This window comes from Mesorhizobium album (assembly GCF_033977205.1).
In the GTDB taxonomy this organism is placed as follows: Bacteria; Pseudomonadota; Alphaproteobacteria; order Rhizobiales; family Rhizobiaceae; genus Mesorhizobium; species Mesorhizobium album.
Genome location: NZ_JAVIIW010000002.1, coordinates 89,194 through 113,483 on the forward strand (window position 1 = coordinate 89,194; position 24,290 = coordinate 113,483).

Below are 24,290 nucleotides of genomic sequence, written 5' to 3' on the forward strand. Positions count from 1 at the left end.
GGGTCTGCCGCAAAATCGAAAGGCCACTGCATGTCCAGAATCTCCCCCGTCCTCGACCGCCTCGACCAGAATCTCGACCAGAGCCTGGAACGGCTTTTTGGCCTGCTCGGCATCAAGTCGATCTCCACCGACCCGGCCTTTGCCACCGATTGTCGCACGGCTGCCGACTGGCTGGTCGGCGAGCTCAGGCTGATCGGTTTCGACGCCAGCGTGCGCGACACGCCCGGCCACCCGATGGTGGTGGCGCATCACGAAGGGCCGGCCGGCGCGCCGCATGTGCTGTTCTACGGTCATTACGACGTGCAGCCGGTCGATCCGATCGAGCTTTGGGAGAGCGATCCATTCGCGCCGTCGATCAAGGAGATCGAGCCTGGCCGCAGGGTGATCACCGGGCGCGGCTCGGCCGACGACAAAGGGCAGTTGATGACCTTCGTGGAGGCCTGCCGCGCCTGGAAGCAGGTGCACGGCAATCTGCCCTGCCGCGTCACCATCCTGTTCGAAGGCGAGGAGGAATCCGGCTCGCCGTCGCTGAAGCCGTTCCTCGAGGCGAATGCCGCGGAGCTGAAAGCGGATTTCGCGCTGGTCTGCGACACCAGCATGTGGGATCGCGAAACGCCTTCGATCTGCGTGTCGCTGCGCGGCATGGTCGGCGAGGAAGTCACGGTCAAGGCGGCCAGCCGCGATCTGCATTCCGGGCTCTATGGCGGTCCGGCTGCCAATCCGATCCGGATCCTGGCCAGGATCCTAGCCGACATCCATGATCAAAACGGCCGCGTCACCATTCCGGGCTTTTATGACGGCGTCGAGGAGACGCCCTCGCAGGTGCTGAAGTCCTGGGAGGGGCTCGGCGAAACCGCTGAGACCTTCCTCGGACCGGTCGGGCTTTCCATCCCCGCCGGCGAGAAGGGCCGCTCCGTGCTCGAGCTCACCTGGGCGCGGCCGGCGGCCGAGTTCAACGGGATCATCGGCGGCTATACCGGCAAGGGCTTCAAGACGGTGATTGCGGCGGAAGCCTCGGCGAAAGTGTCGTTCCGCCTCGTGCACAAGCAGGATCCGAAGAAGATCCGCGCCGCCTTCCAGGCGTTCGTGCGCGAGCGTATTCCCGGCGACTGCTCGGTCGAATTCCATCCGCATGGCGGCTCGCCGGCGATCCAGCTCTCCTACGACTCGCCTTTCCTGGCCAAGGCCAAGGATGCGCTTTCCGACGAATGGGAAAAGCAGGCTCTCAGCATCGGCGGCGGCGGCTCCATTCCCGTGGTCGGCGACTTCCAGACCTATCTCGGCATGGAATCGCTGCTGGTCGGCTTCGGCCTCGATGACGACCGCATCCATTCGCCCAACGAAAAATACGAGCTCACCTCCTTCCACAAGGGGCAGCGCTCCTGGGCGCGCATCCTCGATGCGCTGACGCGCTGAGACGCGTGAGATCAAGTTTCTGTTGATTTTTCTCGGGATCGCGGCGAGGACGATCTATCTAGCGCAAAGTGCTGCGGCGTCCTTTGCGCATCCCAAAGGATGCGCGACGCTGCAGGCCGCGATCCGGAGAAGAGAATGACCGACATCCGTTTCCACAAGAACGATCTGCCGGAATTGTCCCGCTACAATGTCGGGGCCGTGGCCATCGACACGGAGACGCTGGGGCTCAACCCGCACCGCGACCGGCTCTGCGTGGTGCAGATCTCGCCCGGCGACGGCAGCGCCGATGTCATCCAGATCGCGCCTGGTCAGAGGAAGGCGCCGAACCTCGTCACGCTGCTCAGAAACCGCGCTATCACCAAGCTGTTCCATTACGGCCGCTTCGATATCGCCGTGCTTTATCACGCCTTCGGCGTCATGGCCGAGCCGGTGTTTTGCACCAAGATCGCCTCGCGGCTCACCCGCACCTATACCGACCGGCATGGGTTGAAGGACATCTGCAACGAACTGCTCGGCATCGGCCTTTCGAAGGCGCAGCAGTCGTCGGACTGGGCGGCCGAAACGCTCTCGCCCGAGCAGCTCGAATACGCCGCATCGGACGTGCTCTACCTCCATCGGCTGCACGAGGTTCTTGCCATGCGGCTGGCGCGCGAGGGCCGCACCAAGGAGGCCGACGCCTGCTTCCGCTTCCTGCCGACGCGCGCCAAGCTCGACCTGATGGGCTGGGCGGAGGAAGACATCTTCGCGCACAGCTGACGGAACCCGGCGCGTCGAGCGGCGTTCCTGCCGGGTCCTTGTCGGAGTGAGATGGGGGAGGCAGTGAAATGGCAGAGCGCAAACCAATCGCGAGCGCGCCGAAGGACGGCTCCAAGGTCACCGTCATGTGGAAGGACGGCAACGGCGTGGTCAATGAATCCGTCGGCCAATATCGCGACGGCGGCTGGTGGGTCTACACCGACAGCAACACGCAGAAGAAGGTCGATCCGACGAGCTGGCGGCCGGCATCGGGCGATGACGACGACTAAAAGCGCGTCGCGATGAGCCGGATTGAGGCGACGCGCTTTTAGCTTTTTCTACGCATGTCGTTATCCCAAAACCGCTGCACACTGCGTTCGTAGCGCCGTCGCTGGCGCCGGCAAGGACTTTCGCATAGCTTGAATTCGTTGATCTCGAAGGCGATTCGGAGCCTTGCTCCGCTCGCGTCGCTTGCCCGGAGGGAACCTGCATGGGTATCGAAAGTCTTCTCGTCTTCATCATCATCGGCGCCATCGCCGGCTGGCTCGCCGGCCTGATCGTGTCGGGCTTCGGCTTCGGCCTGATCGGCAACATCGTCGTCGGTATCATCGGCGCCTTCATCGCCGGCTGGCTCTTCCCGAGGCTGGGCTTTGCCATCGGCGGCGGCATCCTGGCCTCCATCATTAATGCCACGATCGGCGCCATCATCCTGTTGTTGGTGGTCCGGGTCTTGAAGCGGGCGTGAGGCTCAATCGCAGGAGGGGCGCGTGATGAGACAGAACCTGCTCTATCTCATCATCGGCGCGCTGGTCGTCGTGGTCATCGCACTTGGCGCCTACATCTATCGCGAGCAGACCAGGCCGAAAGGCGTCGAGCTCAAGATCGATGACAAGGGCATTTCGATCCAGCAGAACTGATCCCGTCGCATCCCGCGGCTGACGGGCCCGCTCCACTCGCACCCCTGCGGCGGGTTTTGTCCATCCCTCGTTTCAGGGCGGCCGCGGGCGGTGCTCATCAATCTTGCGGGAGTGGGGCAGCAAGAAGGGTGACGTTCGGGCGGTTCGGCGGTATCATGGTTAAATAGGGAGTTTGGGGCCAACCAACCTAGCCACTAGGAGGTTGCCATGAGGCACCAAACACTGGACCAGCTGCACGCTGTTGCCGAGGTCAAAACCGCCAAACCCGTCATGAGCCGAACCCAGCGTCTCGTCCGTTGGGCGGAGCTTCTCGAGCGTGAGCCCGGCCGGCTCCTGACCGCGCTTACCGGCACCGAATATCGCGCCCCGCGGGAACGCAATGTCATGCGCGGCGACGGCTCGCCGATATCCGTCGCCCTGGAAGACCCGGTTTTGTACGATGAGGGTTTGAAAAACGACACCTACGGCGAAGCAAAGCGCTTCTTCGAGCTGACCGACCATCAGTTGCATGAGATCGTCTGCTACTGCCATGTCGGCGACGTCATGCAGGCATCGAGAGCGGCGCTTTCGGTCCGTGCAGTGCTCGACTAGTGTGATCCACGCCTGACTTGCCTGCCGGATGCAGTCCGGCAAGGAGCGCGGTCGGATCCTTGCGCCGATCGCGCTCCTGCAAGGCTCAAAACACCGATGGTCTCGAAGCCGTAAGCTCCCCCTGCGGAACGGCGGGATCGTCTGATTTGTTACCGACAGGTGTCACAGCTTTCCTACTCCGTTGTGCTAGTTTTTTTCCTGCGCCGATTGGTGTGCGACTGCGCGACGGCGAGTTTTAACTCGGGTGTGATCTCCACAGGCGCATTCTCTGCCCCATGCGGGTTCTGCAACCCTTCGACGTGGACGGTCGGGAATGGCAGTTCGATGCCCTGCTCCTTGAAGACTTGGCGGATGCGCACATAGAATTTGCGTTTCATACCGAAGGCGCCTCCCGGTCTGGTTGTGACTTTGACCCTCAATACGATGCCGTACTCGCCGAATTCCTGTACGCCCTGCATCTTGATCGGTGAGAGCACCCAGGGTTTGAATTCGGGGTCTTCCGCCAGTTCGAGGCCGATTCGCTTGATCAGCTTGCGAGCGAAGTCGATATCGGTGTCATAGCCGACGGTGATGTTGAATTTGTCGGTAACCCAGTCACGGCTCTGGTTCTGGACTGCCCCGAGTTCACCGAAAGGTATTGTGAACAGCGAGCCACGATGGTGGCGCAGCTTCACCGAGCGCAGCGAAAAGCTCTCCACCGTTCCCACATAACGGCCGGCTGTAATGTATTCGCCAACACGAAACGCATCATCGAGCAAAAAAAACACGCCCGAAATGACGTCCTTGACCAGGGTTTGTGCTCCAAATCCCACAGCGACACCAACGACGCCGGCGCCGGCGATCAGCGGGCCGATCTCGATACCCATTGAGGCGAGTATCATCAGCACCGCCATGACGACGATCACTGCGAGCAGAATGTTTTGGATGATCGGCAAGAGCGTGCGCAACCGCGCCTGCTGCGGATCGACGATCGGCATCTCCTCGTCGCCGATCTCCGCGTGCGGCGTTTCGATGCCCAGCTTTCTCTCGATCAAAGCTTTGATGATCGACCAGCCGAAATCGGCTGCGAGTGCAATGACCACGACATTGATCAAGCCGCGCAATATGAGCGTGGTCGTCGTATTGCTGTCCTGCATGGACTGCATGTTCAGACCCCAGACACGTGCGAGAACGTAAGCCGCCGCCAGGATCAAGATCATCCGGATTGCGCGATCGATGACAGCGATCGTCACCGCCGGGATCGTAGGCCGGCCAGCATCTTCCGAACCCGGCCGCAGGACGAAATTAACCCCGCGCTGCGTCAGCACGATTGTCAAAGGCAGGAAAAATGCGGCGAAGGTAAACCAGAACAATATGGGAAGGCCGGCGATGCGCAGCAGGAACAGGACGACGAAATAAGCAGTCAAAAACCATGTCGCTCCGGTGTGACCCGCTTGGTGCGCACCCTCTCGCTGTGTTCTTGGCCGACGCCAAACGGCCAGCAAAAAGAGCAACAGCAGTGCGGAATCGGCACCCACTGACAGGACCAGCATTCCATCCTGATCGATGCCGAGACCCGGCAAGAGGATAAACGCAGCACCGAAGAAGGCGAAGACGCCGACGATCCGGGGCAGCCAATAGAACCAATGGTCAGCCATCTCGTTGGTGATCGGCAAAGCACGAACCTCGACGGCGTTCTCGACCTGCATGAAGGAAGGGACGAGCATGGCTGCGAGGTACATGCGCACACCCGCTGTAACGACTGCAGCCATCAGAAATGTCAGCACGATCTCGCGGATAAGCATTGGCCAGTCGAACAACATGAACGCGCCAGCGCTGCCAAGCGCGAACGAGACGATCAGCAGGCTGGAATAAAGCGTGCGACCACCAATCTTCTTGGCCCGCCCAATGGGCGTATCCTTCGGCTGCGCGATGATCCAAAGACGAAACGGACGGGTGAGCCTGTAGGTTGCCCAGGTGAGCGCCACGCCGGCAGCGATGAACATTGCGATCAGCAAAAGCACGCCGGCAGGCCGCCTGCCGGACATATCCTCCATGGTCTCTGCCCGAACGCGCGCGAACTGGCCTGGCAGCAGGGGCAAAGTCCGCACGATTCTTTCGATATGATGCTTGATCCGATCGAGCGTCGAGGACGCCATCGTATTCATCTGGCCTGGTGCGGCCACGGCGTCGGACGATGCGGCCGGTGAAGCTCCTGCCGCGGCAGGCGCTCCCGTTGACCCGGCGTCCTGCTTTCGTTGTTCGGCCATCCAGGCCTTCACCGACGGATCGTCGAGAAGCTCGAATAGCTGTTTGACCCTTTCAGGCGGGACGGTCGCCGGCGCCTGCGCCTGCGCCGGACCAGCCAGCGAGAGGGCGATCCCAAAGACGAGGGACCTGGCGATCAGGAAAAACATCGCGGTCAGATGTCCGACATGTCGTGTCGGGCGCGCCAGGTTCCTGGCTCCCAATCGTCGAATCATTAATTCGGGGCAGCTTGCCATTCAATGTATGTAGACGATGACATAGCGCCCTTGGTAGGGCTGATAGTAGCTGCTGCCGCAGTGCCAGAGCACGGTGCCGTTGATCGAAGTCTTCACACACGCCGCCGGGAGCCTGCTCACGTAGATAGTCGAACGGCGAATCGTTCGGCGTGTGGTACGCCTCGCAACCCCTGCTACACTGCCTGGCGTGAGTGGGTGACCAACTCGCGCCTGTGCGTCGCCGACGAAAGGGGCGAAGGGCGTAACGGCGTCGACAAGCCCTCCAAACATCAAGGCGATGACGATTCCGGCGGCGCCGGTCAATCTCAAGCTAAATCTTGTCATTTTGCGTCCTCCCAGAAACTCACCACTCCGTGCGTTTAGATTCGCGCCCGATGCAAACCGACGCAAACCAGAGCCGAACCCGAAACCGGGCTTGCTCTCTGGCCCAGCGGGCCAGGGGCAATGCATTTACTATTTTAGAATATACTAATTTGAAGATGCGACTTCTATCCGGATTGCGCAAATTCCATCGATGACGGGGGCGCAATTTCGAGGACTGCACTGTGCCCTGGTCACGATCTTCCGGCGCGCTGGAGTGTTTCCTTGGGAGACTCACCGAAGAACAGGCGATAGTTGGCGGCGAAGCGGCCCAAATGGTTGACACCCACATCCATTGCGATCGTTGTAACGCTCAAGCCGTTTGCACGGGCAGTGGTAAGGAGCCGTCTGGCTTCGTTGAGGCGGAGCGCTCTGATGAATTCGAGCGGAGTTACAGCGAATGTGGTGCGAAAGGCGTACTCGAGCTGTCGCCGGCTGACGCCGATTTCCTTGCACAGTCGAACAATGGGTATGTCTTCCCGGATATGAGTGCGAATGAAATCCTCGGCCGCCGATGCTTGTCTAAAATGATGGCTCGCGGAACCGGCTGTGCCGATCTCACGACTATCTGCGCCCGCGAAGGCATCAGCCACCACTCCCAGGTATTCCACGAATGCACCTGGCGGCTGCTTTGGCAGAACCGAATCGCTTGCAACTGTCGCGAGGTGGTCTGCCATCGACTTCATCTGGCTTCGGATTGTTTGCGCTTCACCGGCGGCGAGCCGAACTGCCGTAGGGCGATCGCTGATCTGTTCGAGGACCGTCCCCGCAACAACCGACTGGATTTCCATCCAGGTCGCGGTCGGAACAATGGCGACTGCGTAGGTGAGGCCGGGCCGGACCGTTGCCGTCACGCTCGTGCCGGCAGGGATTGCCAGGACCAAGTCGTCTTCGAGCGGGATGCCGCATATCGTCGACCCACAGGCCCGCTCGATGGCCACTAACGCCACGGAGCCGCGATCGAAACCGCCATTGGCGCGGAAGGCGCAATTGAATTCGGGCAGGTCGAGCGCCCACTTGCCGGGGGACTGGATTTGCCGGATGCGCGAGGGAAGCCAGCCGGTCGAAAGCCTGTCGACCTTCACTGGCAGACCGGAGGCGGCGCTGGTCAGGTCGTCAGGGCCAAGCAGCACATCCCTGTACGAAGGCGATGAAGGCCAGGCAGTCAAAAATACGTCCTTTGCGCAAAGTGGATAGCGGGACGGTTGTATTAGGTGTATCTTAAATTCGAATTGCGCGAGATCAATCGGCGCAAAATATGGCCGATGCACGGCTGGTGGGGACTGTGGACGAAATAGATATGGTTCAGACGGGTTCGCCGAGAACATCGAGCGTCTTTGCCATGATTATCGTACAGCGCCGGGACCGGAGGAGCGAATGGCGCAAGACGTTGATATGTTGATCCGTCACGTTCCGCTGCATCGCCGCCGAATTGACCTAGCGCAAAGCGAGATTTCATCTAGTCTCCGATGCCGTATCGAATATGACTCGGTGCATAGTTCACTCCGGTGTCTTCGCCACCAGCAAGTGGGCTACAGGGAGGAAAGATGGGGACTCTCATGAACAAATTTCGTTCCGCCGCCTCGGGAACGGCAGCGGTGTCTCTACTTTGTGCGGCCAATGCGTTTGCGGCAGACGCGACCAAGCAGCAACAGGATGAAGGCTGGACTGTTACTGTCGCCCCGTATCTGTGGGCATCGGGAATCAACGGCGAAAGCGGCCTTTTCGGATTCCCGCCTCAGGATGTCGATGTGAGCTTCAGCGATGTGCTGCAGCACCTCAAATTCGGCTTCATGGGCGTTACGGAAGCCCGCAACGGGCGTTTCACCATCAGCACGGACACAGTCTACGCCAGGCTCAACGCCGACATAGACACCCCCCGGGGGATCCTCGCTTCAAACATCGATGCGACCGTGAGCACATTCATGGGGACGGCGCTCGGCGGCTACAGCGTGTATTATCAGGACGGGACGAATTTCGATCTGGTGGCCGGCGCCCGCCTGTGGTCGGCCGACAACCGTTTCGAGTTCCACGGCGGCGCGCTTGACGGCACGTCGGCGAGCGATGGCGATACATGGGTCGATCCGGTGATCGGCGCCAAATTCAAGGCCGATGTCGGCAACGGAATCTACCTGGCCGGCTGGGGCATGGTCGGTGGTTTCGGCGCAGGGTCCAAATCCATGTGGGATGTGATGGGTGGCGCCGGTTATCAATTCAACGAAAAGACGTCGATGTTTGTCGGCTATCGGGCTGTGCACGACAATTATAGTCACGACGGCTTCGTGAATAAACTCACCCAGCAGGGACCGATGCTGGGTTTCACGTATAAATTCTCGGTCCAATAAAGGATTGAGACGGAGTGGTTGGTTCGTGGCGCTTGCGTTTAGCTGGGCTGGATGGCGGAGAGGGCATCGGCTGCTGCGCGGCAGCGGTGTGCTTTCTGGTCGGAAAACAGAAACACAGGTCCTGAAGCTTCGGCCTTCAGGGAGGAGTGACGTTGATACCCCAAGAGCATTTACCCAAAGGGGAGAAGGGCGGAGAGTATGAGTATCGATCGAGACTTCCCGGCTGAAGCCGGCACAAGCAACAAAATCACACGGCGCGACGCATTGATGGCCGGCACGGCGGCTGCCGTTTCTCGATTTGCCGCGCCCGTCGGCCTTTCGGGCGCGCTCGCCGGCCTCGCCGGCGCTCAGACGGCGGCGGCTCAAGCGGCGCGGCCCAACATCGTCTACATCATATCGGACGATCAGGGCTGGAAGGACGTGGGCTACCATGGGTCCGATATCAAGACGCCAAACATCGACAAGCTGGCGGCCGAAGGTGCGCGGCTGGAGCAGTACTACGCCCAGCCCATGTGCACGCCGACGCGCGCAGCGCTGATGACTGGCCGCTATCCCTTCCGGTACGGCCTGCAGACCGCCGTTATTCCCCAGGGGGGCTCTTACGGCCTGGCGCTCGACGAATATCCGCTGCCGCAAATGCTCAAGGACGCGGGATACGCCACCGCGATGAGCGGCAAGTGGCACTTGGGCCACTCCAAGACCGCATACTGGCCGCGCCAGCGGGGTTTCGATTCATACTACGGTGCACTGCTCGGCGAGATCGACCATTTCACGCATAAGGCGGCGAATGGCAGTCCGGATTGGTATCGGAACAACAAGGCTCTCAACGAGCAGGGTTACGACAACATTTTATTCGGCGCAGAAGCTGTGCGGGTGATCGACAAACACGATCAGAAAAAGCCCCTGTTCCTGTATCTTGCCTTTACCGCGCCACACACTCCGTTCCAGGCGCCGAAGGAATTTCTCGACCGCTACAGCAACATCACCGACGAGAGTCGGCGGAAATATGCGGCTATGATTTCGGTGATAGACGACGAAATCGGCAAGGTCGTCGAGGCTCTCGAAAAGCGCGGCATGCGCGAGAATACGCTGATAGTCTTCCAGAGTGACAATGGCGGCGTGATCGACGCGCACTTTGCGGGCGAAAGCGCGGTCAAGGGCAAGCTTCCCGCCGACAACGGTCCTTATCGCGAGGGCAAGGGTACGACGTATGAAGGAGGCACGCGTGTTGCTGGCCTCGTCAACTGGCCGGGAAAGATCAAGCCTGCGTCGGTCGATGGTGTGATGCACGTCGTCGACATGTATCCGACGCTCGCAGGCCTGGCGGGCGCCAAGCTCGGCAAGAACAAGCCGCTGGATGGCATGGACATGTGGCCGGTGCTCAGCGAAGGAAAGTCCTCGCCACGAACCGAGGTCGTCTACAATGTCGAGCCGATGACCGCCGCCGTGCGCGAGGGCGATTTGAAGCTCGTCTGGAAAGCGACGCTGCCGCAGAAGATCGAGCTCTTCGACCTTTCCAAGGATCATCAGGAGACGAACAACCTGGCTGATCAGAATCCCGAAATGGTGAAGAAGCTGCAGGCGCGCATCACGGAACTTGCGTCTCAGATGGCTCCCCCGCTGATCATGCTGGATGCCGTGAAGATGCTTGTGCACTCGCAGACCTTGCTGCCTGACGCATCCGAAATGTTCAATGTTGGGGACTGATCGGGATGGGCAGGCCGATTGAGGCGCTGGCCCGCGAGGACATGGTATGGGTGCCCGGCGGCGAATTCCTGATGGGCTCGAACAGCCATTATCCGGAAGAGGCGCCGGCGCATCGCGTCGTCGTCGGCGGCTTCTGGATGGATCGCACGACGGTCACGAATGCCGAGTTCAGGCGCTTCGTCGAGGCCAGCGGCTACGTCACGCTGGCCGAGCGACCGGCAAATGCGGCTGACTATCCCGGAGCCAGCGTCGATTCATTGGCTCCGGCTTCAGCCCTGTTCGTCAGGCCTCCACGCGGCATCGATCGCAACAATCATTACAACTGGTGGGCTTACGTCCGGGGGGCAAATTGGCGGCATCCACGCGGGCCAGCCAGCGGCCTCAAGGGGCTAGAGAGCCATCCTGTCGTGCACATCGCCTACGAGGACGCGGAAGCCTATGCAAACTGGGCGGGAAAGGCGCTGCCGACCGAGGCCGAGTGGGAGTTTGCCGCGCGCGGCGGATTGGACGGCGCCGAATTCGTATGGGGCGACGAACTGACCCCCGGCGGCCAGCATATGGCCAACACCTATCAGGGCGAGTTTCCATTCCGCAACGATTGCGAGGACGGCTACGAATGGACCGCGCCGGTAGGCTCGTTTCCGGCAAACGGCTATGGGCTCTACGATATGGCCGGCAACGTCTGGCAGTGGACTGTCGACTGGTACCAGGAGCACCGGCAGATCGAGAGCCCGTGCTGCACGATGACCAATCCGCGCGGCGGCGAGCGCGAGGCAAGCTACGATCCGCTGACGCCCGACATCAGGATCCCGCGCAAGGTGACCAAGGGCGGATCCTTCCTATGTGCTCCCAGCTACTGTCGACGTTACCGCCCGGCCGCTCGCATGGCGCAGCCCGTGGATACGTCCACCTGTCACCTTGGCTTTCGTTGCATCGCGCGTTCGTCGTGAGGGGAGGTGCGGCGCGCTCTATGGACATCGCAGCACCGGGACATTCGCAAAGGGAAAGTAATGGCGAGGTCAAAATCGGCGCGCTGGCGGGGTGCAGGAAGTATATCGGCCGTTTTCCTCACGCTGACGGCGTGCGGAACAGGCCCGGAAGGCGTCCTGGCGCCGATCCCCGCGAACCTGGTTTCGCCGGCAGCCTCGGATGTGACGATGCTGGTTGCGACCAGCCGCAAGCCTTCCGGCGACCCGGCGACCTTGTTCACGGGCGAGCGCAGCCCGGCACTTTCCTTGACCGACCTCACCATCTCAATCCCGCCGAACCGTGCGCCCGGCACGGTCGAATGGCCGAAAAAGCTGCCGCCCGATCCCCGGAAGGATTTCGCCGTCGTTGCCGCGAAAAATCTGTCGATTCCCAAAGCTCACAAATGGCTGCATTCTCATAATTCGAACGGCCGCGTTCTCGTCTTCGTGCATGGCTTCAACAACCGGTATGAGGATTCGGTGTTTCGCTTCGCGCAGTTCGTGCATGACTCGCGGGCAAAGGTCGTGCCGGTCCTTTTCACATGGCCGTCGCGCGCCAGTGTTCTCGGCTACAACTACGACAAGGAAAGCACCAATTTTTCACGCACCGCGTTCGAGCGGACGTTAAAGGCCTTGGCTGACGACCGCGGCGTGACGGACGTCACGGTCATGGCGCACTCGATGGGCACCTGGCTCGCGATGGAATCATTGAGGCAGATGGCGTTGGAGGACGGGCGCGTTTCGCCCAAGATCAGGAACGTCATCCTGGCATCTCCCGATCTCGACGTGGATGTCTTCGGCCGCCAGTGGACCGAGCTCGGACCGAAAAAGCCGAAGTTCACCATCACCGTCTCGCGGGACGACCGGGCGCTTGCCGTTTCGCGTCTGATCGCGGGCAATGTCGATAGGGTGGGGCAGGCCGATCCGTCAAAGGAGCCGTACAAATCGAAGCTGCAGGCGGCCGGTATAACGGTTCTGGATCTGACTGACGTGAAGACCGCGGATCGTTTGAACCACAGCAAGTTTGCCGAAAGTCCTGAGATCGTTCAGTTGCTTGGGGCGCAACTCGCTTCCGGCCAAACCTTGACGGACCAGAGAGTGGGTCTTGGCGACGAACTGGGCCTGGTGGTCGCCGGCACAGTCGACACGATCGGCAACGCCGCGGCAAGCACGGTCAGCGCGCCCATTGCGGCTGTTGAGGGGAACACGAACAAACCGCCGCCCGACGACCTGGAGACGATACTGAAGGGCGATGCGACGACGCAGTGATTCGTAGCCCCAGTGTTTACTCGGTTCTTCGTGGCTGCGGAAAATCGTCAGCGCTGGGACTGCGCTACTCCGTTGAGGCGGTAAGGTTGGTGATTGCACATTCGCCGGGAACAATGCAGCCTAGCTTTGAGGCTCGAAACTTACCTCCCGGGGCGGGACCATGCAGGAAGGACACGCAGCACAGCAGCCGGTGCAGAAGTCATGACACGCGCCCAGTTGGCCGGCGTCATCCTGGGCTTGTCGCTGGTAGCGGTGCTTACCATTGTCCGGGCGAGCGACCCGCAGCCGTTGAGACTGGCCCGCGAAGCGACGTTCGACCAATATCAGAGGCTGGCACCTCGCCACTTCGAGTCGATGCCCGTCCGCGTGGTCGACATCGACGAGGCCTCATTGCAGCAGTTCGGGCAGTGGCCGTGGCCCAGGGATCGCATGGCGGCTCTGGTCGAGAAACTGACGGAGCTTGGTGCGGCAGCCATCGCATTCGACATCCTTTTCGCCGAGCCCGATCGTCTGTCGCCTCGCACTGTCGTCCGCGACGTGCCAGGCATCGATCCTGCCCTGCTCGACCGCCTGCCCGACAACGACGAGACCTTCGCCCGGTCGATCGCCGGCAAGCCAGTTATCCTGGGTTACGGCATCTCCAACGAAGGGAACTATCGTCCGCGAATGAAGGCTGGCATCGCCTTTACGGGCGAAAGCCCGGTCGATGCTCCTCCCCACATCAAGGCAGCCACACCGCTGCGGCCGCAGCTTGAGGCCAATGCCGCCGGCATCGGGCATATCAGCCTCAATCCGGGCAGGTCGACCGCTGTTGTGAGGGCAACTCCACTTTTTCTGACTGATGGCGAGCAGCTTTATCCGGATCTTGCGCTCGAGGCCATGAGGGTTGCGCAAGGCGCCTCCACCTATCTCATTGCCGGCGCGCCGGATCGGCAGGGCATAATGACCTCCGTCAAGATCGGCGACTTCGTTATCCCGGTGACCTCGGCCGGCGAACTCTGGCTCTATGTCAGTCCCGACAGAGCGGAACGGTATGTTTCGGCGAAGGACGTGCTCGCACCCGACGGCGTCTCGCCTGAAACAAAGGCCGCGATCGACGGCAGCATCGTGTTTGTCGGCACTTCCGCCGCCGGGCTCCAGGATATTCGTGTCACGGCACTCGGTGAGAACGTGCCGGGCGTCTCGCTCCACGCGCAGATGGTTGAACAGGTACTGTCCGGCCACTATCTGTCGCGGCCCGACTGGGCAAACGGGCTGGAAATCGCGTCGATCGCGATGCTGGGCATCCTTCTGGTGATTCTCACGATTTTCGTAAGCCCCGCGATTGCGCTCGCCTGCGGCCTGGCGATCACGGGCCTGGCGCTCGTCGCATCATGGCTTGCCTTTTCGCTTGCGGGACTGCTGTTCGACCCGTTTGCGCCGATCGTCATGGGCACGATCACGCATTTCGCGACAACCTCTTTCCGCTTCCTGGTGACTGACCGGGAGCGGCGCGCGATCCGGCGGGCCTTCGGCCAATATTTGTCGCCGTCGCTTCTCTACCGCATCGAGCACACGCGCAACGCACTTCGTCTTGGCGGAGACGACCGCGAGCTGACCGTGATGTTTGTCGATGTGCGCAACTTCACCGAGATCAGCGAAAGACTGCCGCCCACCGCTGTCGTACGGTTTCTGAACACGCTTCTCGACGCGCTCAGCCGTCATGTCACCGCCAATGAAGGCACACTCGACAAGTTCATCGGCGATTCGATCATGGCCTTTTGGAATGCCCCGGTCGATGTCACCGACCATCCTGCCAAGGCCGTTCGCGCGGCATTGGCCATGCGCGAGACGATTGCCCGCCTCAACGAAAGCGATGCATTCGGATTCGGGGCCGGGCAGACGGTTCGCATCGGTATCGGAATCCATACCGGCGTCGCCTGCGTCGGAAACATGGGTGCGGAGTCGCGATTCAACTATTCGGCCGTTGGCGACGCGGTGAACATAGCAGCGCGTATCGAGACAGCGTGCAAGACGGTGAGTTTCGACATCCTCGCGTCCGACAACACAGTAAGATCGCTGCCAGGCTGGGCCTTGCTCGACGCGGGATCGCTGGAGCTCAAGGGAAAGAGCGCGAGGACGAGAATCAACGCCGTCGTCGGCGATGAAAATGTTGCGTCGTCGCCGGATTTTGCGGAATTGCGGCTTCTCCACGGCAAGCTCATCGAGGCGTTGCATTCGCGCTCGCCAGGCAGCCGAAAGATCGTCGCGGCGGCCAAAGCCAAGGCCGCGGGCCTGCCGGCAGGCTTGCAGGACTTCTATGGCCGGATATCGCGCAGAGCGGATGATTTTCTTGCCAAACGGGCGGGAGCGGCGGTGGAAGCGAATGCCGGCTATGCGGAGCAACAATTCGGCTCCGGTTCCTGATCAGCACTCATACAGGGCCTGCCGTTGCCACCGCGCTTGCGCTATCCGTGGCCAGGGCCGTTGGATTTTCCGGGATTGCTGGGATCGTGCTTACCCGGATCATTTCCATGGCCGTTGTTGCCGTCATCGCCCTGCGGTGGCGGGTCCGGCGGGCTCGGCGTATCGGGCGTGCCCGGACTGGGTGGACCGGGCGCCGGTGAGTTGCGCTGCTGCGGCCGCGCCGTATGCTCTTGCTGAATGGCAGCCGTAAGCCCGCAATTTCCGCCGATTGCGGCAAGGCCTCCCGAAAGCTGCTGATTGCCGGTCAGAAACGGCAATGCCCGCGATGTGCCGAGTGCGGTGAGCACAGATCGATTGACCTTGATAACGTCGGTCATCGCGCCTGATGGTGTCGCGACCACACAATCGCAGCGCCGCTTCAGTTCCCTGCACCCGCTGCCGCCGCAGAACCGGGCCGACCCCTTCAAGAGCACGACGGCGGTTTTGCCGTTGGGCGCGATGTGGACATCGAATGCTGTTCCCCGCACGCCTATCGTGCCTGCTGGCGTCACGATCTGGTAGGCGGACGAGGGCGAGCTCCCGCTTATCCAGCGAAACGTTCCCTTGGCAGCGCGGATGGTAAGGTTCTTCACTGAATTCTCATTGTTGAAGACGTACTTGTCGATGACGACGGAAGAACCCCACCCTACCGCCAGCTTGGTGCCGTCCAGGAACACGAATTGGCCAAGCCCGGTATTGGATGTACTGATACGTTCGTCCCGATGAACGGGTGCGCTGACCACCAGCGGTCCGGTTGCGCCGGTAACGGCAGTCTTGATCACGACTGCCTGGCCCACTGCTTCGGCGGCCATTATCGGTGTCGAATTGTTGAGCGTCGCGGCCAGTGCGACAATAGCAGCCCACCTCAAGGACGGCATGGCATCCTCCTGCAATGCCTTTATTAGCACATGCTTGAAAGACTGTCTCTGCGGAGGCATACATCAATTTGAGTAGAACATAGCTTGTTCGCTCAGGCGACGCTCGAAGGCACAATCGTCGACGCTAGGTTCTGTGCTTGTGTAGACCGCGCAGGTTCCGTTAGCTTTTCTTTGACCCCGCGCGCATCGATTCGGAGGTGGGATCCCGCCAATAAAGTGCTGTTACTGAATTCGTCTGCTGAGGGACAAGGCGATGATTTGCGTTGGCGACGCAAGAGCGCGCATTCGGAAAGCAAGAACTTCGGCCAGCCCGCGATTTGTCTGGAGCCAGGTGCATTTATGCGCCGTGATCCATGCACAGCGCAACGAGACCGACGAGGCCGATGCGCTGGGCATCGCATCTGATGCGCATGGCAGCTGAGCAGTCGCAGCTTCAGCATATGGACCTCTTGAGTAATACAATTGAAAAAATTGCTCCCTCATGTTCAAAACAGTCGATAGACCCGCGGGAATGGTTTCGAATCCTGCGGGTCGCCCACCGTCCTCAAGGCGAGAATTCGGAAAGACGTTCAACAATGACCCAGCACGTAGAGAACGCTCGAATTCTCATGTACAGCCACGACACGTTCGGGCTCGGCCACTTGCAGCGCTGCCGAACGATCGCGCATTCGCTGGTCGAGGATTTCCACGGACTTCAGGTGCTTATCATTTCGGGTGCGCCTATCGCCGGCGCCTTCGACTACCGCGCCCGTGTCGACTTCGTGAAGATCCCCAGCGTCATCAAGTTGCGCAACGGGGAATACACCTCGCTGGAAAAGGATATCGATCTGCATGAGACGCTAAGGATGCGCCAGTCGATCATCCGCCACACAGCCGAGACTTTCCGGCCGGATATCTTCATCGTCGACAAGGAACCGCTCGGCCTGCGCGGCGAAATCGAGGACACGCTGTCCTACCTCAAGACGCGGGGTACCACGCTCGTGCTTGGCCTGCGCGAGGTGATGGACGCGCCGCATTTGCTCGAAGCAGAGTGGGCACTTCGGGATGTGATGCGCAAGATAGGCCTGTTCTATGACAAGGTCTGGGCCTATGGTCCGCCGGATTTTTACGATCCGTTGACCGGCCTGGATGTGCCGCAGGCTGTCAGGGCAAAGATGAGGTTCGTTGGCTTCCTGCAACGGAGCCTGCAGCGGACCGAGTTGCCCGGCCACCGGCCCGAGGGCGAGTATATCCTCGTTACCACCGGTGGCGGCGGTGACGGCGCCGACCTGATCCACGACGTCATCGATGCCTATCAGCAGGATCCGCAATTGCAGCATAGGGCGCTGATCGTGCTTGGGCCTTACATGCCGGCGCGCAAGCGCAACAAGTTGCTCAAGAAGGGGGCCAAGATCCCCTATATCAAGATCATCGAGTTCGACAACCGCATGGAAGACCTGATTGCCGGCGCCAAGGCGGTAGTGGCTATGGGCGGTTACAACACCTATTGCGAGATACTGTCTTTCGACAAGCCGGCGCTGATCGTGCCGCGCGTCGAGCCCCGTGAGGAACAACTGATCCGCGCTCGGCGCGCAGCCGAACTCGGCCTCATCGAGATGCTTTTGCCGGAAGAAGCCGAGGATTCCCAGCGGTTTGCCGACACACTGAAGGTGCTGCCGGATCGGCCCCGCCCGTCGCAGAGCAATCCACATCTGACGCTCGAAGGGCTGCCTCATATTTCCGAAATCGTTGCGGAACTGCTCGAGCGGCGGGCCGGCCATCACCTTTCGGTCATTGAAGGCACGAACTGAGTTGCAGCACCGCAAGATCGTCGTGGTTCTGAAGGGCTATCCGCGGCTGTCGGAAACCTTCATCGCGCAGGAACTGCTCGGTTTGGAGCGTGCGGGGTTCGACCTGATACTCATCGCGCTCAGGCGGCCCACCGACACAAAACGCCACCCCGTGCATGATGAGATCAAAGCGCCGGTGCACTATCTGCCGGAATATCTGCATGAAGAGCCGCTGCGCGTGGTTCGCTCGCTGTTTGCTTATCTGCCGCGGCCGGGCTTCTGGCGCGCGCTCCGATCGCTGGCTACCGATATCTCCCGCGACTTTACGCGCAATCGCGCTCGCCGCTTCGGGCAAGCGCTCGTGCTGGCGGCCGAATGGCCGGAAGACGCGGGCTGGCTGTATGCACATTTCGCGCACACTCCGGCATCGGTGGCGCGGTATGCCAGCCAGCTTCGTGGCCTGCCTTGGAGCTGCTCGGCCCATGCCAAGGACATCTGGACTTCGGCGGACTGGGATCTGGCTGGAAAGCTTTCCTCGGCGCGCTGGACGGTCACTTGCACGAAAACCGGCTTCGACCGTCTGAAAAAACTCGCCAACGGCAACGCGTCTGTGCATCTGAGCTATCATGGGCTCGACCTTGATCGCTTCGGCAGTTTCGGCGAGGCGCGGAAACAGCATGACGGCTCGGGGCCGGACGAACCGGTTATCGTTCTGAGTGTCGGGCGCGCCGTTGCAAAGAAAGGTTACGATACCTTGCTGGAGGCTCTTGCCCTCTTGCCTGGCGATTTGGCGTGGCGTTTCGAGCATATCGGCGGCGGCGAGGAACTGGAACGGTTCAAGGCGCTGGCGCAAAAGCTCGGCCTGGTTGGTCGCGTATCTTGGAAAGGCGCGCTCGCGCAGGAGGAGGTGCTTGAGCACTACCGCCGCGCCGACATCTTCGCCCTGGCCTGCAGGATCACCGCAAATGGCGACCGGGACGGTCTGCCGAATGTTCTGGTGGAGGCCGCTAGCCAGCGGCTTGCCTGCGTGTCGACCGATATTTCCGGCGTGCCGGAACTTTTATCGCCGGATGAAACCGGGCTGCTGGTTCCGACGGAAAACCCAATTGCCCTGGCCCAGGCGCTGGAGCGCCTGATCCGTGATCCCGCGCTGCGCGCCCGCCTCGGCGACGCCGCAGAGCGGCGCGTGCGCGGCAATTTCGATCATATGGCAAGCATTGGACAGCTCAAGGAACTGTTCGAGCGGGAGTGGCGGGCCGGCGAATGAAGCGGCTGCGCGCATTCTTTTATGTCCAGCACCTCCTCGGTATCGGCCATCTCGCGCGCGCCAGCCGCATTGCGGCGGCTCTGGTCGATGACGGGTTCGACGTAACCGTCGTGACCGGCGGAGCGCCGATCGCGGGGTTTCCGGGAGTGGGTGTAAAATCTGTAGCCCTGCCACCTGTCACCTCCGGTGATGAAGGATTTTCCGGACTTGTCGACCTCCAAGGCAAATCCGTCGACGATGATTTCAAGAAACGGCGTTCGGAGATGCTGCTGCAGGCATTCCGGGATTGCAGGCCTGATATCGTCATTGTCGAGGCGTTTCCATTTGGACGCCGGCAGATGCGTTTCGAGCTCTTGCCGCTGATCGAGGTCATCAACGCGACTTCGCCCAGACCGCTGCTGGCGACGTCCGTCCGTGATATCCTTCAGGAGCGCGTCAAGCCGGGCCGAAACGAGGAAACGGTCGACCTCATCAACAGGCATTTCGACCTTGTTATGGTCCACGGCGATCCGGCTTTCGCAACCATAGACAAGACATTTCCACTGGCTGGGGCGATCAGGGCCGAGGTCACCTACACAGGGCTCGTTGCCGCGCCGCCATCGCCGGTGGCCTCAGAGCGCTTCGATGTTCTGGTGTCGGTTGGCGGCGGGGCTGCCGGAAAGAGCCTTGTCAGCTCCACCATCGCAGCGGCGCGGAATGCCAACAACGCTTGGAAATGGTGTTTGATCACCGGCCCGAACCTGCCGAAAGACGAGTTTGACGCGATCGCACGCGATGCCACGCCGGGCCTGTCCGTCTTCCGGTTCCGTGAGGATTTCGCCAGCCTGCTGACCGGCGCCCGCCTGTCAGTTTCGCAGGCGGGTTACAACACGGTCTGCGATGTCCTGCGGGCGGGTTGTCGCTCCCTGCTCGTTCCATTTGCAGCCGGGGCGGAAACCGAACAAACGGTTCGCGCCCTGATGCTCGAGGAACTCGGCCTTGCAACGGTGCTGATGGAAAAGGACCTAACGCCTGAAGGTTTGGCGCAAGCGATCGAACAGGCGCTTGCGAGACCAAGGCCAACCGCGCATCGTCTCGATCTGGAAGGCGCGCGTCGCTCGGCGCAAATCCTGCGCGAGCGGTATCGAACATGGTCCCTAAAAGTGGGGCCCGATTTCGGAAAAGTTCAAACAGATGATAGACGCTAACGCGCGTCGCGTCGGGTGGGATGTGTGCGACGCGCTTCAGTCCTTAGTTTTTATGCATGTCGTTGTCCCAAACCGCCCACGCTTTGGGCGAAATGCATTAAACAGTTCCAATCAGCATGAAGCGCGTATAGTTCTTTGTCGGCAGTTCGCCGGAGAACCGCAGGTCCCTTAGCGCCGCCATTGCTTCGAAGGCTGCAAGTGAAGCCACGCAGTTGATGTGCGTGGGCTCGCTGAAATAGTCGTTCGATTGCAGCAATACATTCGTGCCTCGCGGAAGCAGAGCAAGCCAGGCGCGCAAATCGGCTATGTGTTCGCAGCTCGTATTGAGCACCAGGTCGGGCCGCCCGGCCGCATAGTCGAGCGCGTACATATCTGCCGTCAGCGCCCGGAACCGGTCGCCGGCTTCCCGGTTGAGGGTCCGGGCGACCGGCGCGACTTCGGGATCGATGTCGATGCTATCGACCGCCGCGATGTCGAAGCGGGCGTCGTTGAAAAGCATTGCCGGCAATACGCCGTACCATCCACCCAGAACCCATATGCGCCCGAACCGGCCGCCGTAGCTGTCGTACAGCCTGTCGAGCGCCCACTTCTTGCAGGCGACCTGCTTGTGGTTGAAGGCGTTGGCGATATCGGCCTTCGGATGCTTGGCGATGACGCGCGCCAGCCCTGCCACGAGAGGGCAGTCGACATAGGCAGCAATTCCGCGCGCCAGGTCCAAGGCCTGCTCGTGCCAATCCATGCCGGCATTGCGTGGTTGCGTGACATCCATCATATTGGTCTTGTATGTTGGGATTTCGGGCGACACAACGCAATCTTGCTTCCCGCAAGGCTGGTTGAATCGCGGACGGGACTATGCCGCAAACCGCTTCGCCATTGCCCGGTGCCGGAGAGAGCGTGTTGCATCATCTGACCGGACCATCGGCGTGCATCAGTCAGCATCAGCCGCGCAGTCGCGGCCTTGTGTTGCTTGGCTATTCGCCGAAACCCTACCGAAGCCGCGAACCATTTGGCCAGCTGCATTCTTCGCTGATCAACAATGCCCATGTCGTTGTCACCGATGTGCCGGAACTGGATCGCGCCGCCTTGCAGGTTCCTTCCATGGTTAAGCACAGGACAGTCTCCATGCACTGTGGCTTCGAGCTTGTCGTTGGCGACGAAGAAATTGCCGATATGCCATTCGCCAGAAGGTGCCTTTACATGCTGCAACCTTCCAATTGAACGGTCCACAGTCGCATATGGAACCAAGCTTAGCCCGCTATATCTGGACGCACACCAAGAAGCAGCAGATCTGGATATTGATGATCGTCCTGCTTTCGATGATCCCGTATTTCATATCCTTCGACCTGCCGAAGCTGATCGTCAACGGCCCGATCCAAGGTAAGGGTTTCGGGCAACCCGGCGCGATCCAGCCATTCATGAGGCTACACTATGACCTGCCGTTCATTGGAGAGGTCCAGTTCTTCTCCGGTTTTCAGCTCGACCGCACGGCGACGCTGTTTGCCCTGAGCATTGTGTTCCTCTTGCTAGTCGTCATCAACGGCCTGTTCAAACTCTACATCAACACCTACAAGGGCCGCCTCGGCGAACGCATGCTGCGGCGTATCCGCTTCGATCTGGTCGATCGTGTGCTGCGGTTTCCGCCGATTTACTTCAAACGAGTGAAATCCGCCGAAGTGGCGACCATGGTAAAGGACGAGGTGGAGCCGCTGGGCGGCTTTATCGGCGATGCCTTCCTGCAACCGGTGCTGCTCGGCGGCCAGGCGCTGACGGCCATGCTGTTCATTATGGTCCAGAATTTCTGGCTCGGAATGATAGCGGCCGTAATCGTGGTGATCCAGATTGTGCTCATCCCGCGAATGCGGCGGCGGCTGATCGTGCTGGGGCGTGAACGGCAGTTGACCGCGCGCGCTCTCTCGGGCCGGGTTGGCGAAATCGTCGACGGCATCGGCGCGGTTCACGTCCACGATACATCAAACTACGAGCGCGCCGACATAGCTGCCCGACTCGGGCTCATCTTCAAGATCCGCTTCGATCTTTACCAATGGAAATTCATGGTAAAGTTCCTCAACAATTTTCTCGCGCAGCTCACGCCCTTTTTGTTTTACATGATCGGTGGGTATCTGGTCATCCAGGGGCGGCTGGATGTCGGCCAGCTTGTGGCCGTGATCAGCGCCTACAAGGACCTGCCCGGACCGATGAAAGAACTGATCGACTGGGATCAGGCGCGGCAGGATGTACAGGTCAAATATCAGCAGGTCGTTGAACAGTTCACCGTCGAGGGTCTCATTGCGCCGACGATCGGAGCGTTGACGATCGAGGATCCCGATCCGATGACCGGCCCCTTGTCGACGATCAGTCTGTCCATAGCAGACGATGGCGGTGGAATGCTCCTCGACCGTATCTCCCTGCAGGTCAAGCCGGGTGAGACGGTGGCGCTGGTCAGTACCGCAACAGGTGGAGCGGAGGCGCTTGCAGAAGCCTTTGCGCGGCTGAACTGGCCGGACAGCGGAAAGATCGTTTCGGGCGCCGACGACCTGCTTGAACTCCCCGAAGCCGTGACCGGCCGGCGCATGTCCTATGCCTCGTCGGATGTTTTCCTGTTCCATGCAAGCCTCCGCGATAACCTGCTCTACGGGTTGAAGCATGCGCCGCTGAGATCGGTGTCTTATGACGGTGCTGCGGCAGAGCAGCACAGCTGGAACGTCCACGAGGCGCGCCGGTCGGGTAATCCGGATCTTGATATCCACAGCGACTGGATCGACTATGCGTCGGCCGGCGCCACCGGCCCGCATGACCTCTTTGAAGCGGTGCGCCGGGTGCTCGACGCGGTTCTTCTGTCGCGCGACATTCTGGATCTTGGCTTGCGCTCTTCGGCTGACCTCACGCGTCACACGGAGCTCGCCAGGCGGATCGTCGAACTGCGGGCGGCACTGCGAACCCGGCTAGAACACGAAGGGCTGAGCGGACTGGTGGTTCCTTTCGAACCGGGTGCCTACAATAAGGAAGCAACGATCGGCCAAAACCTGCTCTTCGGCGCTGCTGCCGGCCCCGAACTGGCCGACAAGGCTCTAGCGGCCAATCCCTATTTTGCTTCTGTGCTGAGGGAAGCAGGCCTCGACCGCACGCTCTACGAAATGGGCATGGAGATCGCCGAACAGGCGATCGAGCTGTTTGCCGACCTGCCGCCCGATCATCAGTTCTTCCAGCAGCTCGCCTTCATGAGCGCCGAGGAGATACCCGCCTACGAAACCTTGCTGCAACGGCTCAACAACCGTCCCTACGAGGCGGTTTCGGAGAGCGATCGCGCCATGATCGTGACCTTGAGCTTTGCCTATATCGAGCCCCGGCACCGCTTCGGCCTTCTGAGCGACGAGCTCATGAGCAAAATCGTCGCTGCACGCAGCCGGTTCTATGAAAACCTGCCGCCCGAGCTCCAAAATGCGATCGAACGGTATGATCCTGCCAAATACATTGCCGCGGCCACCGTCATGGATAATGTCCTTTTCGGGCGTGTGGGCAACAGCCATCCCGACGCGCCGGACCGCATACGCTCCATCGTCTATGACATTCTGGACGAACTGGGGCTTTATGCCGAACTTCTGGATGTCGGCCTGGACTTCAACGTCGGCGCCGGCGGCAGGCGGCTGACCGCTGGACAGCGACAGAAGCTCGATGTTGCCCGGGCCCTGCTCAAGCGTCCTGATTTTCTTATTCTCAACCGGCCGCTGTCGGCACTCGATCAGCGCGTGCAGGAGAAGGTGCTACGAAACGTGCTCGAGGAAGCCAGGTGCGACGGCCATTCGCCGGCAATTGTGTGGGTCGTGACGAATCCGTCGATGGGGATGATGTTCGATCGCGTTATCGTCTTCGACTCGGGTCAATTGGTGGAAGACGGAACACACGAGACACTTTTGGCAGGGAAGGGTATCTTCAAGGAACTGCTGTCATAGAGC

General features: G+C 60.8%; 20 protein-coding genes. 16 read left to right on the forward strand and 4 right to left on the reverse strand.

Annotated features, from left to right (window positions below; translation table 11 throughout):
* Positions 1-30: 30 nt before the first annotated feature.
* The 6 genes from RFN28_RS02200 (at position 31) to RFN28_RS02225 (ending at position 3,659) form a co-directional block, all read left to right on the forward strand.
* A complete protein-coding gene (locus RFN28_RS02200; protein ID WP_320285735.1) occupies positions 31-1,416 on the forward strand; it encodes a M20/M25/M40 family metallo-hydrolase in 1,386 nt (461 codons plus the stop codon).
* Positions 1,417-1,551: 135 nt separating this feature from the next.
* Complete coding sequence (locus RFN28_RS02205) at positions 1,552-2,172, forward strand: ribonuclease D (protein WP_320285736.1); 621 nt, start codon at positions 1,552-1,554, stop codon at positions 2,170-2,172.
* 68 nt (positions 2,173-2,240) lie between these two features.
* A complete protein-coding gene (locus tag RFN28_RS02210; protein WP_320285737.1) occupies positions 2,241-2,441 on the forward strand; it encodes a hypothetical protein in 201 nt (66 codons plus the stop codon).
* Between the two features lie 200 nt (positions 2,442-2,641).
* Complete coding sequence (locus RFN28_RS02215; RefSeq protein ID WP_320285738.1) at positions 2,642-2,896, forward strand: GlsB/YeaQ/YmgE family stress response membrane protein; 255 nt, start codon at positions 2,642-2,644, stop codon at positions 2,894-2,896.
* A 25-nt stretch (positions 2,897-2,921) separates the two neighbouring features.
* Positions 2,922-3,068, forward strand: a complete 147-nt coding sequence (locus RFN28_RS02220) for a hypothetical protein (protein ID WP_320285739.1) — start codon at positions 2,922-2,924, stop codon at positions 3,066-3,068.
* Between the two features lie 207 nt (positions 3,069-3,275).
* Positions 3,276-3,659 (forward strand): hypothetical protein, encoded by a 384-nt coding sequence (locus tag RFN28_RS02225; protein ID WP_320285740.1) that lies wholly within the window; start codon positions 3,276-3,278, stop codon positions 3,657-3,659.
* Between the two features lie 173 nt (positions 3,660-3,832).
* Here RFN28_RS02225 and RFN28_RS02230 read toward each other — a convergent pair whose 3' ends face one another.
* Together RFN28_RS02230 and RFN28_RS02240 are read right to left on the reverse strand one after the other, a co-directional pair.
* Positions 3,833-6,055 (reverse strand): mechanosensitive ion channel family protein, encoded by a 2,223-nt coding sequence (locus RFN28_RS02230; protein ID WP_320285741.1) that lies wholly within the window; start codon positions 6,053-6,055, stop codon positions 3,833-3,835.
* A 641-nt stretch (positions 6,056-6,696) separates the two neighbouring features.
* Positions 6,697-7,671 carry a helix-turn-helix domain-containing protein gene (locus tag RFN28_RS02240; protein WP_320285742.1) on the reverse strand — a complete coding sequence of 325 codons (975 nt, stop codon included), beginning with the start codon at positions 7,669-7,671 and terminating at the stop codon, positions 6,697-6,699.
* A 390-nt stretch (positions 7,672-8,061) separates the two neighbouring features.
* Here RFN28_RS02240 and RFN28_RS02245 point away from each other — a divergent pair, with 390 nt between their 5' ends.
* The 5 genes from RFN28_RS02245 to RFN28_RS02265 all read left to right on the forward strand — a co-directional run bounded on the left by RFN28_RS02245 (position 8,062) and on the right by RFN28_RS02265 (position 15,197).
* On the forward strand, positions 8,062-8,847 hold the full coding sequence (locus tag RFN28_RS02245; RefSeq protein ID WP_320285743.1) for a hypothetical protein: 786 nt from the start codon (positions 8,062-8,064) through the stop codon (positions 8,845-8,847).
* A gap of 198 nt (positions 8,848-9,045) precedes the next feature.
* Positions 9,046-10,554, forward strand: a complete 1,509-nt coding sequence (locus tag RFN28_RS02250) for an arylsulfatase B (RefSeq protein ID WP_320285744.1) — start codon at positions 9,046-9,048, stop codon at positions 10,552-10,554.
* Positions 10,555-10,559: 5 nt separating this feature from the next.
* The gene (locus RFN28_RS02255; protein WP_320285745.1) at positions 10,560-11,504 is read left to right on the forward strand and encodes a formylglycine-generating enzyme family protein; all 945 of its coding nucleotides are present in this window, start codon (positions 10,560-10,562) and stop codon (positions 11,502-11,504) included.
* A 60-nt stretch (positions 11,505-11,564) separates the two neighbouring features.
* Positions 11,565-12,791, forward strand: a complete 1,227-nt coding sequence (locus RFN28_RS02260) for an alpha/beta hydrolase (protein WP_320285746.1) — start codon at positions 11,565-11,567, stop codon at positions 12,789-12,791.
* A gap of 201 nt (positions 12,792-12,992) precedes the next feature.
* The gene (locus RFN28_RS02265; protein ID WP_320285747.1) at positions 12,993-15,197 is read left to right on the forward strand and encodes a CHASE2 domain-containing protein; all 2,205 of its coding nucleotides are present in this window, start codon (positions 12,993-12,995) and stop codon (positions 15,195-15,197) included.
* A 41-nt stretch (positions 15,198-15,238) separates the two neighbouring features.
* Here the strand turns inward: RFN28_RS02265 and RFN28_RS02270 are convergent, their stop codons facing one another.
* Positions 15,239-16,114 carry a FecR family protein gene (locus tag RFN28_RS02270; protein ID WP_320285748.1) on the reverse strand — a complete coding sequence of 292 codons (876 nt, stop codon included), beginning with the start codon at positions 16,112-16,114 and terminating at the stop codon, positions 15,239-15,241.
* Between the two features lie 575 nt (positions 16,115-16,689).
* Here RFN28_RS02270 and RFN28_RS02275 point away from each other — a divergent pair.
* Genes RFN28_RS02275 through RFN28_RS02285 form a run of 3 tightly spaced genes read left to right on the forward strand, consistent with a single transcriptional unit; the run spans position 16,690 to position 20,337 of the window.
* A complete protein-coding gene (locus RFN28_RS02275) occupies positions 16,690-17,904 on the forward strand; it encodes a glycosyltransferase family protein (RefSeq protein ID WP_320285749.1) in 1,215 nt (404 codons plus the stop codon).
* Position 17,905: 1 nt separating this feature from the next.
* Positions 17,906-19,150: a glycosyltransferase gene (locus RFN28_RS02280; RefSeq protein WP_320285750.1), complete on the forward strand. Its 1,245-nt coding sequence runs from the start codon at positions 17,906-17,908 to the stop codon at positions 19,148-19,150.
* Positions 19,147-20,337: a glycosyltransferase family protein gene (locus RFN28_RS02285; RefSeq protein WP_320285751.1), complete on the forward strand. Its 1,191-nt coding sequence runs from the start codon at positions 19,147-19,149 to the stop codon at positions 20,335-20,337. The genes RFN28_RS02280 and RFN28_RS02285 overlap by 4 nt, the downstream gene beginning before the upstream one ends.
* Before the next feature lie 97 nt (positions 20,338-20,434).
* Here RFN28_RS02285 and RFN28_RS02290 read toward each other — a convergent pair whose 3' ends face one another.
* A complete protein-coding gene (locus RFN28_RS02290; protein ID WP_430677041.1) occupies positions 20,435-21,109 on the reverse strand; it encodes a class I SAM-dependent methyltransferase in 675 nt (224 codons plus the stop codon).
* A gap of 125 nt (positions 21,110-21,234) precedes the next feature.
* On the opposite strand from RFN28_RS02290, the gene RFN28_RS02295 reads away from it, so the two are divergent.
* Together RFN28_RS02295 and RFN28_RS02300 are read left to right on the forward strand one after the other, a co-directional pair.
* The gene (locus RFN28_RS02295; RefSeq protein WP_320285752.1) at positions 21,235-21,555 is read left to right on the forward strand and encodes a hypothetical protein; all 321 of its coding nucleotides are present in this window, start codon (positions 21,235-21,237) and stop codon (positions 21,553-21,555) included.
* A 17-nt stretch (positions 21,556-21,572) separates the two neighbouring features.
* The gene (locus RFN28_RS02300) at positions 21,573-24,287 is read left to right on the forward strand and encodes an ABC transporter transmembrane domain-containing protein (protein ID WP_320285916.1); all 2,715 of its coding nucleotides are present in this window, start codon (positions 21,573-21,575) and stop codon (positions 24,285-24,287) included.
* The last annotated feature ends 3 nt before the right edge of the window (positions 24,288-24,290 follow it).